The sequence below is a fragment of the Chungangia koreensis genome, assembly GCF_042651785.1.
Lineage (GTDB): Bacteria > Bacillota > Bacilli > Bacillales_A > Planococcaceae > Chungangia > Chungangia koreensis.
In genome coordinates this window covers 112783-129330 of sequence record NZ_JBHSEC010000007.1, presented here as the reverse complement: position 1 = coordinate 129330, position 16548 = coordinate 112783, and the positions used below count along the sequence as shown (strand labels likewise).

At 40.4% G+C, this 16548-nt stretch carries 16 protein-coding genes; 10 read left to right on the top strand and 6 right to left on the bottom strand.

What is annotated here, in order from left to right:
• Positions 1-9: 9 nt before the first annotated feature.
• Both ACFOZY_RS06795 and ACFOZY_RS06790 read right to left on the bottom strand, forming a co-directional pair.
• The gene (locus ACFOZY_RS06795) at positions 10-762 is read right to left on the bottom strand and encodes a hypothetical protein (RefSeq protein WP_378153659.1); all 753 of its coding nucleotides are present in this window, start codon (positions 760-762) and stop codon (positions 10-12) included.
• Positions 763-847: 85 nt separating this feature from the next.
• The gene (locus ACFOZY_RS06790; RefSeq protein WP_378153657.1) at positions 848-1288 is read right to left on the bottom strand and encodes an OsmC family protein; all 441 of its coding nucleotides are present in this window, start codon (positions 1286-1288) and stop codon (positions 848-850) included.
• A gap of 123 nt (positions 1289-1411) precedes the next feature.
• Between ACFOZY_RS06790 and ACFOZY_RS06785 the strand changes: the two genes are divergently transcribed.
• From ACFOZY_RS06785 to ACFOZY_RS06765, 5 genes are all read left to right on the top strand, one after another.
• On the top strand, positions 1412-2134 hold the full coding sequence (locus ACFOZY_RS06785) for an ABC transporter ATP-binding protein (RefSeq protein ID WP_378153655.1): 723 nt from the start codon (positions 1412-1414) through the stop codon (positions 2132-2134).
• Positions 2131-2880 (top strand): ABC transporter permease, encoded by a 750-nt coding sequence (locus ACFOZY_RS06780; protein WP_378153653.1) that lies wholly within the window; start codon positions 2131-2133, stop codon positions 2878-2880. Before ACFOZY_RS06785 ends, ACFOZY_RS06780 begins: the two co-directional genes overlap by 4 nt.
• 271 nt (positions 2881-3151) lie before the next feature.
• A complete protein-coding gene (locus tag ACFOZY_RS06775) occupies positions 3152-4084 on the top strand; it encodes a S66 peptidase family protein (RefSeq protein ID WP_378153651.1) in 933 nt (310 codons plus the stop codon).
• 511 nt (positions 4085-4595) lie between these two features.
• Positions 4596-5420, top strand: coding sequence for a histidine kinase dimerization/phospho-acceptor domain-containing protein (locus tag ACFOZY_RS06770; protein ID WP_378153649.1), 825 nt, complete (start codon positions 4596-4598; stop codon positions 5418-5420).
• Between the two features lie 60 nt (positions 5421-5480).
• The gene (locus ACFOZY_RS06765; RefSeq protein ID WP_378153647.1) at positions 5481-6752 is read left to right on the top strand and encodes an ATP-binding protein; all 1272 of its coding nucleotides are present in this window, start codon (positions 5481-5483) and stop codon (positions 6750-6752) included.
• Positions 6753-6886: 134 nt separating this feature from the next.
• Here ACFOZY_RS06765 and ACFOZY_RS06760 read toward each other — a convergent pair whose 3' ends face one another.
• Positions 6887-7354, bottom strand: coding sequence for a YndM family protein (locus tag ACFOZY_RS06760; RefSeq protein ID WP_378153645.1), 468 nt, complete (start codon positions 7352-7354; stop codon positions 6887-6889).
• A 123-nt stretch (positions 7355-7477) separates the two neighbouring features.
• Here ACFOZY_RS06760 and ACFOZY_RS06755 point away from each other — a divergent pair, with 123 nt between their 5' ends.
• A complete protein-coding gene (locus ACFOZY_RS06755) occupies positions 7478-7933 on the top strand; it encodes a MarR family winged helix-turn-helix transcriptional regulator (protein ID WP_378153642.1) in 456 nt (151 codons plus the stop codon).
• Positions 7933-9120 carry an MFS transporter gene (locus ACFOZY_RS06750; protein WP_378153640.1) on the top strand — a complete coding sequence of 396 codons (1188 nt, stop codon included), beginning with the start codon at positions 7933-7935 and terminating at the stop codon, positions 9118-9120. The genes ACFOZY_RS06755 and ACFOZY_RS06750 overlap by 1 nt, the downstream gene beginning before the upstream one ends.
• 84 nt (positions 9121-9204) lie before the next feature.
• On the opposite strand, the gene ACFOZY_RS06745 is transcribed toward ACFOZY_RS06750, so the two are convergent.
• The 3 genes from ACFOZY_RS06745 to ACFOZY_RS06735 all read right to left on the bottom strand — a co-directional run bounded on the left by ACFOZY_RS06745 (position 9205) and on the right by ACFOZY_RS06735 (position 13834).
• Complete coding sequence (locus tag ACFOZY_RS06745; protein ID WP_378153638.1) at positions 9205-10599, bottom strand: SpoVR family protein; 1395 nt, start codon at positions 10597-10599, stop codon at positions 9205-9207.
• 38 nt (positions 10600-10637) lie between these two features.
• Complete coding sequence (yhbH, locus tag ACFOZY_RS06740; RefSeq protein WP_378153636.1) at positions 10638-11798, bottom strand: sporulation protein YhbH; 1161 nt, start codon at positions 11796-11798, stop codon at positions 10638-10640.
• 140 nt (positions 11799-11938) lie between these two features.
• Positions 11939-13834 (bottom strand): PrkA family serine protein kinase, encoded by a 1896-nt coding sequence (locus tag ACFOZY_RS06735; RefSeq protein WP_378153634.1) that lies wholly within the window; start codon positions 13832-13834, stop codon positions 11939-11941.
• 238 nt (positions 13835-14072) lie between these two features.
• Here ACFOZY_RS06735 and ACFOZY_RS06730 point away from each other — a divergent pair, with 238 nt between their 5' ends.
• The 3 genes from ACFOZY_RS06730 (at position 14073) to ACFOZY_RS06720 (ending at position 16519) form a co-directional block, all read left to right on the top strand.
• Positions 14073-14693 carry a hypothetical protein gene (locus tag ACFOZY_RS06730; protein ID WP_378153632.1) on the top strand — a complete coding sequence of 207 codons (621 nt, stop codon included), beginning with the start codon at positions 14073-14075 and terminating at the stop codon, positions 14691-14693.
• Positions 14694-14820: 127 nt separating this feature from the next.
• Positions 14821-15468 carry a hypothetical protein gene (locus ACFOZY_RS06725; RefSeq protein ID WP_378153630.1) on the top strand — a complete coding sequence of 216 codons (648 nt, stop codon included), beginning with the start codon at positions 14821-14823 and terminating at the stop codon, positions 15466-15468.
• A gap of 136 nt (positions 15469-15604) precedes the next feature.
• Positions 15605-16519 (top strand): DMT family transporter, encoded by a 915-nt coding sequence (locus tag ACFOZY_RS06720; RefSeq protein WP_378153628.1) that lies wholly within the window; start codon positions 15605-15607, stop codon positions 16517-16519.
• Positions 16520-16548 lie beyond the last annotated feature (29 nt).

Below are 16548 nucleotides of genomic sequence, written 5' to 3'. Positions count from 1 at the left end.
TTATATTTTTTAATGAAGATTACGGGAGGTTGTGTTTTCTTCCTTCTCCGAATCTCCTTCACTTTCTTTATTTTTTGGGGATAGCCGCTGGAATAGTGCAGCAGTCGTTTTGTACAAATTCTCAATCTTTTCTTCTAAATGATTTGTACGCTCAAACAATACTGATCGGATATGATCGATTTGCCGATTCAACTTATCAATCAGTCCCTCTTGGCTATCGATTTTGTCGGCCACTTCCTGCTGGACCGTTTCTAACCTTGTCACTTGATTGGAAAGGGTTTTTTGAATTTCCGTCTGTTCATCGACTTTTACCTCAATCCGCCCATTCGACTCACTTAAATCACTTAATCGTGTCATGAGATCTTGGTTTAACCGGTTCATATCTTCCACTTTTTGTACGAGATCCTTCTTGCTATTTTGCTCATGCTTTAAAACAAGTTGGAGTTTACGATTCTTAAGCTCCAAGCTTTTAAGCCATGCCAATACGGCCTGCTCCAATTCCTCGTGGCGCTCACTCATTTCCTGCATTTCCTCCAGATGCTCCATAAGTTCTTTCCACTGATTGGATTGCCGTATTTCCAACTTTTTCTGTGAATGTCTTAAGCCATATATTGCCCGGTGGAAGGTCCTGTTCGTTTTCTGCTGGTTCTCCAGCACTTCCGACAAATAATCCCTGCGTTCAATCCTTTGGTTTGACTCATTCAATTTTTTTCGGTTTCGATACACGCCCGGGTGCTGATTGTCATTCATATACAAGCCCATATGCCTCACACCCCCTTCTGATCTACTCTATTATCTTATGCGGGAGATAAGAAGAAGGGCACTGACATAATAGAATTCATCACGTTTATGAGATGGTCGCTTCTAATTCCAATTCAACATTTCCTGCAATCGCTCTGCTGATCATACAGGAACTCTCCGCCTTTTCTGCAAGTCTCTTGGCAAGGGAGCGTTCACGTTCCGATGCTCCTTCTTTTAACTCAATAGTGGGGCGGTGAATAATTTTCTTATATGTAAAAACTCCATCCTTTACTTCTACAATCGCCTCTGATTCCATCGAAAGGGATTTTTTCTCAAGTCCACTACGCTCCATCATAGCTGCTAACGTGATGATATAGCAGGTTGCAGCGGCTCCTAATAACATTTCATCCGGATTCGTACCAACACCCGGTCCATCCATTTCTGGAGGAATTGAAATTTCAGTTTTTAGATTTCCCGATTCAATCGTCCCGACGTCATTTCTTAAACCAGGCCAATCTGCTTTTAAATGAAAGTGATGCAATGCCATAACTACGTCCTCCTCTACTCTTCTTTCCTCTATTTTACACAAAACTGCTATTGCCCTTAAATTGTCCGCCTTTATGTTATAACTATTACTAACGAAAAGCCTTTTAGAAAGAAGTGAATCTAATTGAACTATCAACCTGCTATTCATTTTAATAACGTCAATTTCTCTGCAAATGACCATAAAATCTTAAAGCAAGTTACGGGTTCATTTCCGGAAGGATCGATCACTACTTTAGTGGGACCATCGGGGGCCGGGAAGACGACTCTGTTAAAGCTTTGTAATGGATTATTATCTGCTGACTCAGGAGATATTTATATACATGGCAAACCGATTGACACGTATTCTCCACCTGTCTTAAGAAGATTAGTCGGTCTCGCCCTCCAAAGTGCTCCAATGATTCCTGGCACAGTTTGGGAAAATCTTGCACTTCCCCGGACCTTAAAACAAGAAAAGTTGGACCAAAAAGAAGCACAAACGGCATTAAACAAAGTTGGGTTGCCAGAGGACTTGTTGAAGCGAAACACGAAAGATCTTTCCGGTGGACAACGTCAAAAGGTCTCCATCGCCCGCACCTTAATGAATCGTCCAGAAATTCTTTTGCTGGATGAAATCACTTCTTCTCTCGATCAAACTTCAAGGCAAGAAATCGAAGACTTGATCGTTAAGGTCAATAAGAACGGGACAACCATCGTTTGGATTACACATAACTTGCAGCAGGCTCTTGAAATAGGAACGTTTACATGGGTATTAATGGATGGGGAAATCATTGAAACCGGTGATAGTGCGCTATTAAAATCTCCGACTAATGAACGAGTGCAAAAATTTGTGAAGGGGGAAGGAAAATGACGTTCACTACGTTGTCCTTAACCTTAATATTTGTCCTGATTCCGCTTATTCTCTCCAAAACATTTGGATTAGGCTTGGAAAAAGATACGCTTATTGCGACAATTCGCTCAATTATTCAATTATTGGTCATTGGTTATGTACTAAAGTTTGTTTTCGACTCCGATAGCTTTGTCTATATACTCCTCATTGTTCTGCTAATGATCATCGCAGCAACTAATAATGTGAAGAAAAAAGGACTTTCAATCAAGGGCATCACTTGGAAAGTGGCGGCTGCGCTCATTTTTGTAGAAGTGCTGACGCAATCGATTCTTTTAGGCTTCCGGATTATACCTCCCGAAGCACCATACATCATATCGATTAGTGGTATGGTGATTGGGAATTCAATGGTTCTTGCGATTCTTTTCTTAAATCGTTTTACTGCAGAAATTGAAGCACGCCATGAAGAAACAGAGTTGATCCTTTCACTTGGAGGCACGCCAAAACAAGCCGTTCATCGGCAGTTGCTCAGTGCCATAAAAGCCAGTATGATTCCAACCATTGAAAGCCAAAAAACGGTAGGACTTGTCCAATTGCCTGGCATGATGAGCGGACAAATCATCGCCGGTGCCGATCCTGTCATCGCAGTGCAATTTCAATTGCTTATTCTCTTTCTTTTATTGACGACAGCCGGGGTCACAAGCGTACTTTTAGGGTTTCTTTCCTACCCGGTTCTATTCAATGAAAAGATGCAATTTATAAAAGAATAACTGCCTTCTTAAAAAAACAGCCAGTTTCCACTTTTAGAAATCTGGCTGTTTTCTCTTTACCCTGCTGACCATCATGAACTTCCAATCTTACAAGGGCTTGGTTTCCCTCCTGTACGTTGGAATTTTTAAGATACCTCTCCTCTGTTTGACACGTCCTTTTTAAACTATGCAACTCATTCCCGATTGACCGGTTTTATTGTTAGGTTCTTTCATGTCCGGCTATTTGAACCAATATACTAAGAGAACTAAGAATAAAAAGGAGCTGCAAACTATGGTGACAAAACCGCCAGCCTTGAAAACCGGTGACACGATCGGGATTGTAACTCTTGGAAGCCCATTGGCTGCGGAACAAATAGACTTGGGAATTGATATACTTCAAAAGATGGGTTACAAAATTGTCGTAGGGGATTATGTATATGCTGCGAATGGCTTTTTAAGTGCCGGTCCTCGGGAACGTGCCTCCGACTTAATGAAGATGTTTGAAAATCCTGAAGTTAACATGATTCTTTCAACACGAGGTGGAGTCGGTGTAGAGGGGATCTTGCCTTATTTAGATTTCTCGACAATCTCAAGAAATCCGAAAATCTTATCTGGCTATAGTGACATTACTATTCTTCAGAATGTCCTTGTGGAATATGCCAACCTTCTATCCTTCCAAAGCCTAATGCTTCTCGACTTCGACAAAGATATTCCTCAATATAATTTAGATCAGTTCTTTTCCGCTACTTCTGTTCGGGAGGTCCCCTGGCAAATTGAAAACCCACCTGAAATCTTAAAGACAAGCCTCGTTCCGGGAAACGTTTCAGGGATGCTCATCGGCGGAAATTTAACTTCATTTATCGGTACATTAGGCACACCATACGAAGTGGATACGACAGGGCGAATTCTAATATTAGAAGAGACCCATGAACCGGCGAATACGTTTTATCGATACATGACTCATTTAGCAATGGCCCGGAAGCTTGATGATTGCGTAGGAATCATCATGGGGGAATGTACTGGATGTGAGGCAGCGTACGGAAAGACATACGACGATATCATACAAGAATTTCTCGTTCCATTAGGAAAACCGTTAATGACAAATGTCGCAACTGCTCATGGAACTTATAAAGCCGCAATCCCTCTGGGGGCTACCGTAAATTTGAATACGTATAGCAATACCATTACAGTCATGGAGTCGGTTGTTTTAGACTCTGTAATATAATTTTTTTCTTAAGCTCTTATTTTAAAAATAATTTAATATTATTTGAATATTTCATCAGAAAGCATTGTCTATTACTTTGGTACCAGTTATGATATGGGAAAATAGCAAAAATTGCTGGAGTGACCATATGGAATCGCTTACCTACCATTTCCTGTTTAACCTTTCTTTAATGCTCGCATTATTTTATGTTTTTTATATTTCAACTGTAAATCTGAGGATGGTCATATCTCGCTTTCCGGGAATTTTCTTTTATTCTTCATCACTTATACTGTGTTTCGTATTTTCGTTCCGGTTGAATGATTTCTTTGTCATTGATATGCGCTTCGTTCCTTTTCTTATTGGCTCCCTTTACCATCCTTTAAGTCTTCTTCTTGGTATATTGGCAATAATTGTTCGGGGCTTTTATGGAATCGATGAAGGGTTCTATTTAAACGCACTTGTTTTTTCCGTGCTTAGCTTGGCCTTTTGGAAATGGCGGTACACTTTTTTGAAATTAAAACCACTCACCAAGATGATTGTAACGTTTACCGCCACATCACTATTCAGTTTAGGCACATTACTCATATCAACTACGTGGATCCCAGCTGAGTATGTGATGGAGATCTGGTTTGCGGCCTTGACTGTACCTGCCATGAGTGCCTTGATACTTACTTGTCTAATTGAACTGATTGCTCATAATGAGGAAAATGAACGCCGGCTATTTAAAGAGGAAAAGTTAAAAGCAATTGAACAGATGGGAGCAGCCATATCACATGATATCCGCAATCCCCTCACCGCAGCAATTGGTTTCACAGAATTACTTTCTTCCGACTCTATTAACCAGGAGAGCCGAAAACACTTCACTTCTATTCTTAAAACTGAAATTGAACATGCGGAACAAATTTTACAGAACTACCTAAACTTCACGAAACCTGCAACATTATCTTTCACCAATGTATCGATTGATAACGAGTTAAATAAGGTTGTCCAAATGCTACAGCCCTTAGCAAATCTTCATTCTATTAAGATTGAAACTAATCTAATATCTAAAGGTACTATTATTATAGACCGTCAGAAATTTAACGAAAGTGTCACTGCCTTTATCCAACATTCCCTGCTCACCATGGAGCCAGGTGGCACACTTGTCATCAGCTCATCCTTATCTAAAACTAAAGTCATCATTCGTTTAGACATCCATGAAGTCGCCTTATTAGGAAAAAATTATCTTGAGAAGAGTTTAAATGAACAAAACGCACTATTGTCGTCCATGCATACGATCAAAGCTATGAAAGGCATGATCGAAAGTAAAACTACTCCTATTGGACATACATTCCTACTAACGTTTAAAAAAGGGTAAAAGATTAGATTTTATACGAGCAGCTATAGTATCTAAGTTGACTCATAAGGAGAGCCCCCCTTGCAAATCGTCGAACACTTTTTATTTAATCTGTCGCTATTAGTTGTATTATTATTTTTCTTAGGTTTATGGGGAAGACACTCAAGTGATTCCACCTTAAAAGTTCTAACAAAGACGTATTTCATCACTAGTATATCCATCTGTTTTTTCTTTTCGTATCCCATTAATGAGAATGTTCTTTTGGACCTTCGGCTTATTCCGTTTATCATTGGTTCTCTCTATGCAGGGATGGGCATTATTTTAGGAATACTGGCTGTGATCGTCAGAGGATTTTTCGGGTTTGATCTCGGTTTTATACTGAATGCACTACTATATTTGACCCTTGCCCATATCTCCATAAAATGGGCCCCTAAATTCCTGGTCCTACTTCCTAAGCAACGTATATTGGTTGCAGTTTATATCACTCTCGCAATTGGAATTCTTCAAGGTCTCGCTTTAGATTTTATAACACAGGAGCATCCTTGGGGTGCATATACTGCCTATTTGTTCATCCAACCAATCGGAGTTGGGCTTATTGCATTCTTCTTGGAAGAGTTGTGCAAGTCCAATAAATTTAAAAACCATAAAGTAGAGACAAAAAGACTAGAAGCTGTTGAACAAATGGGTGCTGCCATCTCTCATGAGATACGGAATCCTCTAACAGCTGCCCTTGGTTTTGTGCAATTGTTAGAAAATGATCAGTTAAATGAAGAAGAAAGAGAACTGTATTTATCGATTTTAAAACAAGAGCTTCATTCTGCTGAAAACGTCATTCAAGACTATTTAACCTTTTCCGATCCAAATATCGAAAAGGAGAAGTTCGATCTTATTCAAGAAGTTACAAATGTAGTCCATTCGTTAAAACCACATGCACAGAAAAATGAAATCAGGATCATTACTGTATTACCTAAGAATGTAATCATCGAAGGAGACCGTCAAAAACTCCGTCAATGCTTGATGAATATTATGAAAAACGCCTTAGAAGCTATGGAAAATGGCGGATTATTGAAAGTGAAGGTTATTCTTCATTACTCAACTGTAACGATTCGTATTAAAGATACAGGACCAGGTATGACAAAAGAGCAGATCGAACGAATTGGAGAACCATACTATTCAACAAAAGGTGATCGAGGTACAGGTCTTGGCCTTATGGTCGTATTTAGTATAATTCGAGCGATGAACGGGACAATCCATGCTGAAAGTGAAGTAGGCAAAGGGACCGTCTTTGAAATTTCCTTACCCACAATTCCCTCTGATATAGAGATACGTACCATGTCTAACATTTACATATAAGTAGAACAAATTTCTTGTCTTTATAGCTCATATTGCCTCACGCCTTCGTGAAGCAAAGCCAAAAAGAAATGTCCGGTAAAGCGATACATGTCTACATTCTGAAATGCCGGAGCTCAAAAGAGCTCCGGCATTTTTTAGTAATCTGTGTCATTTCTGCGGGCTTCATTTTTTGCTTCTTCTGTGTCAAACTCTTTCCCGAATTCTGTTTGCAGATCCGTCCGGTTGTAATATCCCCGTTGGCTTTCCAATGTCATTTCTTCACCGTCGTCACTCTTTCTCAATCCTTCCATATAACGATGGAAGAACATTTCGCCAATTGTCAGTGCAATGGCGGAGAGTATGGCGGCCGTTGCTAACGGAACTGGACCCTCGAATAGATAAGAGCCCAAAAACCAAACGATCAATAAGGCTAGTCCGAAATCGAGTGCAGAGGAAAAGAGGTTTCCGGCTCGGGGCAGAATATAAAGATCAGCCACATAGCCGATTCCTGTAATAACTAAGCTCAATATTAAAATATCAGTAAACGATACCGCGTAAAACCATCCAAGTACCAGCCATAGTACCGCTAATGTCATTAGAAATTTAACAACAAGTGATTTCATAGACCTCAACTCCTTTCTTCAGTTTTCTTCGTTATGTTTTCCAATTTCCTAAGTTTCATCCGAAAAGGTTTGACTGTATACAGGAATTTTTGTTATCATCATTTAGTTAGCAAGGCTAACTAAATGACTGGGGTGATTTCTATTTCTGCATATCATGACTTTCTCAGAGAGCTTGTATTACTTCATCGTCCATTTGATCATCACTTACAGCAGCAATTGGCAAAGCACGGGTTATTCCGAGCACAATGGTCAGTTTTATATCGCTTATTCCATGAAAAAACTTCAACAATCGGCGAACTGGCAAAATCTCAATTTGTTGAAAAACCGACGATGACCAAAATTGTTAATCGCTTATTTGAGATGGAAATAGTGGAACGGATTCAAAGTGAGGACCGGCGAGAAAAGAGAATTCAGCTAACAGAGCATGGTCAACTGATCTATTCTGAAGTGAGACAATCAATCGACCAATTTGAACAGAAAATTGTGGAGAACATTTCCATGGAGGAACAAAAAGAAGTGATTCGTATTATGTCGATAGTCAGGTCTAACCTATCTAATTTAGAAAAGGAGAATGATTAGTGGAAAACAAAGAACAATTATGGACAAAAAACTTTTTGACTGTCTCAGCTATTAATTTCTTTTTAACTTTAGTCTTTTATTTATTGATGGTTACAATCGCTCTTTATGCTGTTGCGGAATATGATGCATCGACGAGTGAAGCGGGACTTGTAACTGGAATATTCATAATCGGTACTTTAATCGGACGTTTAGGAATTGGGCGTTACATGGATCGAATCGGCCGGATGCGTACATTATTTATCGGTCTGATTTTTTTCATTGTTACTTCTATGATGTACTTCTTAGACTGGGGATTATCGTTCCTTTTAATTAATCGCTTTATCCATGGTTTATCATTAGGAGTTGCAAGTACAGCCACGGGAACACTTGTCGCTCTTATTATTCCAACTACCCGTAAAGGTGAAGGCATTGGTTATTACAGTATGAGCGCCACTTTAGCTACGGCAATCGGCCCTTTCATCGGACTGTATATGAGTCAGCACTTTACTTACAATTTAATCTTTTCATTTTGTGTAGGTTTGGCCCTTTTTAATTTGATAATTTTTGTACTTTTAAAGTCAGGTTATACAGAAACAGAAATTGCTCCTGTCGAACAACAGAAAGGTTTCCGTATCTCCAACTATTTAGAGCCGAATGCGATTCCGATTGCTTTTATAACTCTTGTAGCAGCCTTCTGCTATTCAAGTGTCCTTTCTTTTATCAACTTCTTCGCAGTTGAAAACGAATTGGTAAGTGCTGCGAGTTATTTCTTCTTAGTCTATTCAATTGCGATTCTCCTTTCTCGTCCGATTACAGGAAAACTTTTTGACTTAAAAGGTGCAAATATCGTTATTTATCCAGCATTAGTCCTATTTGCAATCGGCATGTTTCTATTATCCATCGCGTCAACGGGAGTTTTGTTATTACTTGCAGGGGTTCTGATCGGTGCAGGATTCGGCAACATTCAATCATGTACTCAGGCAATAGCGGTTAAACTGACATCGCCACAACGAATGGGTCTTGCCACTTCAACGTTTTTCATTTTCTTGGATGCGGGTCTTGGATTTGGACCGTATTTGCTTGGTTTCCTTATTCCTTTTACAGGCTATAACACACTGTATGGGATATTAGGCGGCGGCGTTCTCTTCACTATTTTCCTCTACACAATCCTTCATGGAAGAAAAGACAGAGTATTGAACACCCATTAAACAACAAAAAGAAGTCAGTTTTGGAAATTACGAGAACACGCAAATTTCCACTGACTTCTTTTCTATTTCGCCATACGATTTTTCTCATGTGAATCTCCGATAAACCTTTTTGCCATCATACGTATAAACAATTGGCTTCTCACTAACAGTCGTTTCCATATGAACAGTCCTGCCCCATAATTGATAAATATACGGAAGAACATGTTCGAGGTAGTGTGGATCCAGCTCGGTCCCTTCATATTCATGAAGCAAGTAAAGTTCTCCGTTCTTTAAATAATCCCCGTTTTCGACGACGATGTAAGGGAACCCCCCATTTACCCTCATGGAAACTAATTGATCCCTGACCTGCTCATAATCCTTATCAGATATTTTGTAATCGTTTCCTGACTTCTGGAATAAATACAAATCCTCTCGTTTCACTAAGTCCTTCGTCAAATAATTACGGATAAAGGAAAGGTCTGATTCAATTTCTCTAACCTCAAATATTTTATCTCTGCCCGAATTCGGTTTAATACCTGTTCTAATCATTTCTTTCGTTGGATTGTTATATCGTTTTTCAATATCCTCAAAAATCTTCAAACCTAAATAATAAGGGTTGATGGAGGTCCGCGAAGGCTGAACGACTGCAGCATTCAACTTGGCGAACTCAATGGTTTCGTCTGTCGTTAAATCCAGTTCCCGAAGAATTCTCTGATGCCAATACGATGCCCATCCTTCATTCATAATTTTCGTTTCGAGCTGCGGCCAGAAATAGTGCATCTCCTCACGAATCATCGTTAAGATATCCCGCTGCCACTCCGTCAATTCACGGCTGTATTCTTGAATGAATAGAAGCAAATCCTTTTCAGGTCTTGGCGGGAACTTCTTTCGTTTCGGGGATTCCTTCTTTTCCGACTTTCCGTCCAAATTCCACAAATCATCATATGGAGTAATGGGTGCTGCATTCGGTTCTTCTTCCTCTTGAAGTAATTCATATTGAAGTTTCGGCCGTACGATTGACGGATCAATATGTTCTTGAATCGACAATATAGCATCGATAAACCGTTCCACTTCATCCTTGCCGTATTCTTTTTCATAAGCGGCGATTCGTTCGGCCGTTGCTGTCATGCTCTCGACCATGTCCCGCCGTGTATTTGAAAAGCGGACATTATTTTTGAAGAAATCACAATGGGCCAAGACGTGCGCGATGATCAACTTATTTTGGATTAAGCTATTGGTATCCAGTAAAAACGCATAGCAAGGATTCGAATTAATGACAAGTTCATAAATCTGGCTAAGTCCTAAATCATATTGGAGCTTCATCTTGTGAAATTGTTTACCGAAGCTCCAATGTGTGTATCGAGTTGGCATCCCATAAGCCCCGATGGTGTAAATGACATCAGCGGGGCAGATCTCATACCGCATTTCAAAAAAATCAAGGCCGAATCCCTCTGCAATTTCTGTAATTTCCTCGATAGCTTTCTTTAAAGTTACGTCCATTCATGTTCCTCCCAAAATCAGTAATCGGGAAGGCCCGTTCAGACTGTTTCTCCCGCCTTATGAAAAATGCCTTTCAATGCATGATAGACATCATTCTTTTCTTTCAATGTATAATGGCGGAACTTAGGGCTGCTAATATTCTTGTAGGCGGACATCAACGTCGAATAACGGTTATGTGCATTAACCTCCCCGTATCCGAACATGCGGGAAAGCTCCATCAGCTCATTCACAAGCCGGACACAACGTTCATTATCATTGGACATATTTTCACCATCCGAAAAGTGGACCGGGTAGATATTGTAGCGAATTGGACTATACTTATCATGAATCAGTTCCAATGCCTTTTGGTAAGCGGATGAACAAATTGTTCCCCCGCTTTCTCCTTTTGTGAAGAAATCCTCTTCTGTCACAACCTTTGCTTCTGTATGATGCGCGATGAATTCAATATCAACGGTCTCGTACTTTGTACGGAGGAATTTCGTCATCCAGAAAAAGAAGCTGCGCGCCATGTACTTCTCAAATTTCCCCATTGATGCACTCGTGTCCATCATGGCGAGGACGACAGCTTTGGAATCCGGCCTCAGTACTTCGTTCCACGTTTTAAACCGTAAATCATCATTATAAATTGGTGTAATTCCAGTACTTCCTTCCATTGCGTTACGCTTGATCGCTGTCAGGATAGTTCGTTTTTTATCGATATTCCCCATTAGACCTTTTTTCCGGATATCATTAAACTCAATTTTTTCAGTAATGAAATCAGACTGTTCTTTCCTCTCCAAGTTCGGCAATTCCATTTCCTTGAACAGTGCACTTTCTAAATCAGCCATCGATACTTCTGTTTCATAGAAGTCCTCACCAGGCTGATCTCCCGCTTCTTTTCCGTTCCCTTGGCCTGCCTTTTGATCGCCTCCTCGGGCCACCACATCGCCGACTTTACTGTCACCATTTCCCTGGCCGACATGTTTTGACTTATCGTAGTTATAACGGATTTTATATTCGTCCAGAGATCGGATCGGGATTTTAATCACTTGTTTTCCGTTGGAAAGAACGATACTCTCTTCACTCACTAAATCAGGCAAATTATTCTTAATGGCTTCTTTCACTTTATCCATATGACGTTGTTGATCCAAATACCCTTTTCGATGCAATGACCAGTTTTCCTGAGAGATGACAAAACGACTATTCGGCTTTTCGTTCATTTACATCCTCACCCATCTATTATTAGAAAGTTTATAATTTTCTCTATACTATGCAGAAGGGATGATGGTCACGCATGATATTGGGTATAAAAAAACAAGACTAATTTTTAATCAGTCCTGTTTTTTTACCCTACACAAACTTATCGATTCAAGAGACTCCCTACATATCGAAGCAATTCATTCGCGGAAGAAGGATTATAGCCATGCTCATCCACAAGTCTGGCCACTACTTCGTTGATTTTCTTTAATTGGGATTCGTCCGGAGTTTTCGACGACGTTGTAATTTTAACGACATCCTTCAAGTCAGCAAATAGCTTCTTCTGTATTGCTTCGCGCAGCCGTTCGTGCGAATTGAAGTCAAAGCGTTTCCCTTTTCTGGCGAATGCCGAAATCCGGATTAGAATTTCTTCCCGGAATGCGCGCTTTGCATTTTCGGAAATCCCAATTTGTTCTTCTATTGAACGCATGAGCTTTTCATCCGGATTCAATTCCTCGCCGGTCAGTGGATCGCGGATCTTGTGCTTATTGCAGTAAGCTTCTACATTATCCAAGTAATTATCCATCAATGTCTTAGCAGACTCTTCATAGGAATAGACGAACGCCTTTTGTACTTCCTTCTTCGCGATGTCATCATATTCCCTTCGGGCTATGCCGATATAATTCATAAATGACTCTTTATCTTCCTTGGAAATGGAAGCATGCTGATCCAATCCGTCCTTTAAGGATCGAAGTACATCGAGTGCATTGATCGATGGTATTTCCTTGCGGATAATGGCAGATGATATCCGGTTAATGACATACCGCGGATCTATACCATGCATTCCCTCTGTCGGATACTCTCGCTTCAATTCCTCTAAGTCAATCTGATTAAAGCCCTCTACACTTTCTCCATCATACAATCTCATTTTCTTCACGATATCGACGCCCTGTTTCTTCGGCACCTCCAGCCTCGTCAGGACTGAGAATATCGCTGCGGTACGTAGCGCATGCGGAGCGATATGCACATCCGCCATATCACTTTCCTTGATCATCTTTTCATAGATCCGCTCTTCTTGTGACACTTTCAAGTTATAAGGGATTGGCATGACGATGATTCGGGAATGCAACGCTTCGTTCTTTTTATTGGCAATAAACGACCGGTATTCTGTTTCATTCGTATGAGCAATAATGACTTCATCTGCGCTAATCAGTGCAAACCGGCCAGCCTTGAAGTTACCTTCCTGGGACAATGACAGCAAATGCCATAAGAATTTTTCATCAAGCTTCAACATTTCTTGGAACTCCATAATTCCACGGTTAGCTTTGTTCAATTCTCCGTCAAAACGGTACGCACGAGGATCGGATTCAGAACCATATTCCGCAATCGTAGAGAAGTCGATACTTCCCGTCAAATCTGCAATATCTTGTGATTTGGGATCGGATGGCGTAAATGTACCAATTCCAACTCGGCGATCTTCTGAGAAGAAGATCCGTTCCACTAAAACATCTTCAATTCTTCCATCATATTCTTTCTCCAAACGCATCGTATTAAGAGGCGATAAACTGCCTTCAATCCGCACTCCATATTCCTTGGCGAAGTCATCTCGTAAATGACTCGGAATCAAATGAAGGGGATCTTCATGCATCGGACAGCCCTTAATGGCATAAACGGCTCCTTCATCAGTGCGCGAATAATGCTCCAAGCCACGCTTCAATAAGGTAACAAGTGTTGACTTCCCTCCACTTACAGGTCCCATCAGCAGCAAGATCCGCTTTCGGACATCCAGTCTTTTAGCGGCAGGATGAAAATACTCCTCGACTAACCGCTCCAAAGATGACTCCAGTCCGAAAATTTCTTCACCAAAGAAATGGAACATTTTCTGCTCGTTCCGCTCCGTCACTCCAGCACTTTTAATCATGTTATAGATTCGGGAATGGGCTGTCTGGGCAACTTCTGGCCGTTCCTTCACAATACTCAAATAATCTGCAAACGTACCAACCCATTTTAATCGATTCTCTTCTTCACGGTAGCTTTTCACCTTATTCAAAATGTCCATTGTGTTCCCTCCATTCAGGGCATGGTTTAGTACATAGTATGAAAAGTCAGAGGTGTTGATACCGACTCTTTTAATGGACAAATCTGCGGCATGAACACGCCAGCATAGCTAAAACTCATTAAATTTCCCTAAAGTATAAAAACCACCATCTCTAAATTCAAAGGTTTAGTATAGTCGCCCTTTTCACGAGCTTCAAAGTTAATATAATGTACTATCTCACAGTAAGGGAGGTGAAAGAATGTCCCGATTTTACAATGATAGACGAAGAACCTCTGCTGAATTTCAAATGCTTAAGCATATGACTGACAGCAACGATGTAGCTGGTGAGTTCGAAGGGCGCAAACCTTGCCGTCGCTTTGATGATGAGCTTGCCGGTGACTTTGTTGAGCGCAAAAAACGTGACAACGATGTAGCTGGTGAGTTCTTCGAACGCAAAAACCGCGGAAATGACGATGTAGCAGGAGAATTTTTCGACCGAAAACATCGTCCCCAGGATGATGTTGAAGATTTACTAAACGTCATCATCAAGCTGATGCTAAAGATTCTTAAAGAATTGAAAGAGATTGAGGACCTACTCGACGAGAATGAGAGAGGCCACCACAATTGCCGTCGTGAAGACGATATTGAAGATCAGCTAAATATGATCATCAAATTGTTGCACAAAATTCTAAAGGAATTGGATGATATTGAAAGCGAGCTTGAGGAAGAAGACAACCGCCCTCATCACAAAAAACGTCGTGATGAGGATGTAGAAGACCAGTTGGACGATATTATCAAACTCTTAAAGAAGATTTTGATGGAGTTGGATGATATCGAAGCTGATCTTGAGGAAGATGGAAGCGGTAAACACCGCCGCTAATATCTACTCGGATTTGGGCATAGGGAGATTTACGTTCTATAAAAAAATAGATGCTTAGTATAGTCGCCCTATGCATCTTTTTAACAAGTCATATAATGTACTATCACACAAATGAGGGGGTGAAATAATGTCACGAAAAATGAACAGAGCTAGAGTTGCAGCTGATTTCAATCGAAAAAGATTTTCCGATGATGAAGTGGCGGGTGACTTCTTCGAACACAAACGCCGCAACAATGAAGAAGATGTAGAAGATAAATTAGATGATATCCTCAAATTATTGAAAAAAATTCTTCGCGAATTAGATGAAATCGAAGACAACTTGGATGAAGAAGATCATGGCCATGGTGCCGGCAATAACACTGGCGGTGAACAAAATAGAGCACGTCGATGCAATTGTGAAAGTGGTGCTGTTGAAGAATGTGGATGCAAAACAAAGCGAGGTGGGAAAATGAGCAAAAATCACACAAATGGTTGCACAGAGTCAGTGGCTGAGGTTCTATGTACTCTTGTAGGGCAAGAAGTAACAATTTATGAGAAAAGTAATGCCATTGTAATCGGAACAGTTACCAGAGTAATCGATTGTTCAGTAGTTCAACTAACAAATGCTACTAAATTCCCTGCTCTTGGGGCGTTTCCAATAGGTGAGTTCAATTACAGCAGACTCTTTATCAACATTTGCGATATTTCAGAGATTGGTGTACCACCTGCAACAACAGGTGTTGCCGTTCAAACTCTTAGAGAAGCTGTCGAGCAAAACCGTCTACAATCTTTATAACTAATGTAAAGCGCTTAGCCATTGGCTAGCGCTTTTTTTCTATTCCAATTGTTGCAACTGAAAATACAAGGTTGTACATAACACATTAATATTGTACGATACTTTCTATTAATAAATTGAAAGTATGTGACAATCTTTGAACATCAAATCATTAGTTCTTGCACTTATTACTGTCGTTATATGGGGATCCACTTTTGCAGCAATCTCAGCAAGTTTACAAGGGGGTTACTCTCCAGGTCATCTTGCCTTATTCCGATTTTTGATTGCGTCCATTATTTTTGCCATCATTGCTTTATGGCCAGGAAGTAAATTCAGACTTCCTCATAAAGAAGATCTCACTAATATTCTTCTTCTTAGCTTAATAGGAATTACAGTTTACCACGTTTGTATTACATATGGACAATTGACGGTTTCCGCAGGGACAGCTGGAATGTTGATAGGTTCAGCCCCTGTTTTCACAACGATACTTGCTGTTATCATCCTCAAAGAAAAACTCGGAAAAATTGGTTGGATCGGCCTTAGTATAGGATTTTCCGGTATTACCATCATTGCTTTAGGAACCGGAGGCTCTACGTTTAATGTTTCTCCTGGTGTCATATTGGTGTTAATCGCGGCAATCGCCACAGCCATTTTTTTCGTTTATCAAAAACCGCTATTTAAGAAATATAGTCCGATTGAATTGACTGCTTATTTTACATGGGCCGGTATGATTCCTTTGCTGATTTTCGCTCCAGGTTTGATAGATGAAATCCAACATGCCACTCTGGAAGCGAACATTTCTGCCATTTACATCGGTATCTTTCCAACCGCCATCGCTTATTTGACTTGGGCCATGGCACTGTCTTTAAGCAATGCCAGTTCCGTTTCAAGCACACTGTACTTGGAGCCAGTTATTTCGATTATCACTGCATGGATATGGCTGAGGGAACTACCTTCAACCCTATCGATCATCGGAGGGGCGATTGCCATTTCAGGCGTACTGATTGTACAAGCCTATGGAAAAAAACAAAAGATTGAACTCAAACATCCATTATCTGAACAAAGCTCATGAAATGCAAAAAACGCAGGTAACTCCTGCGT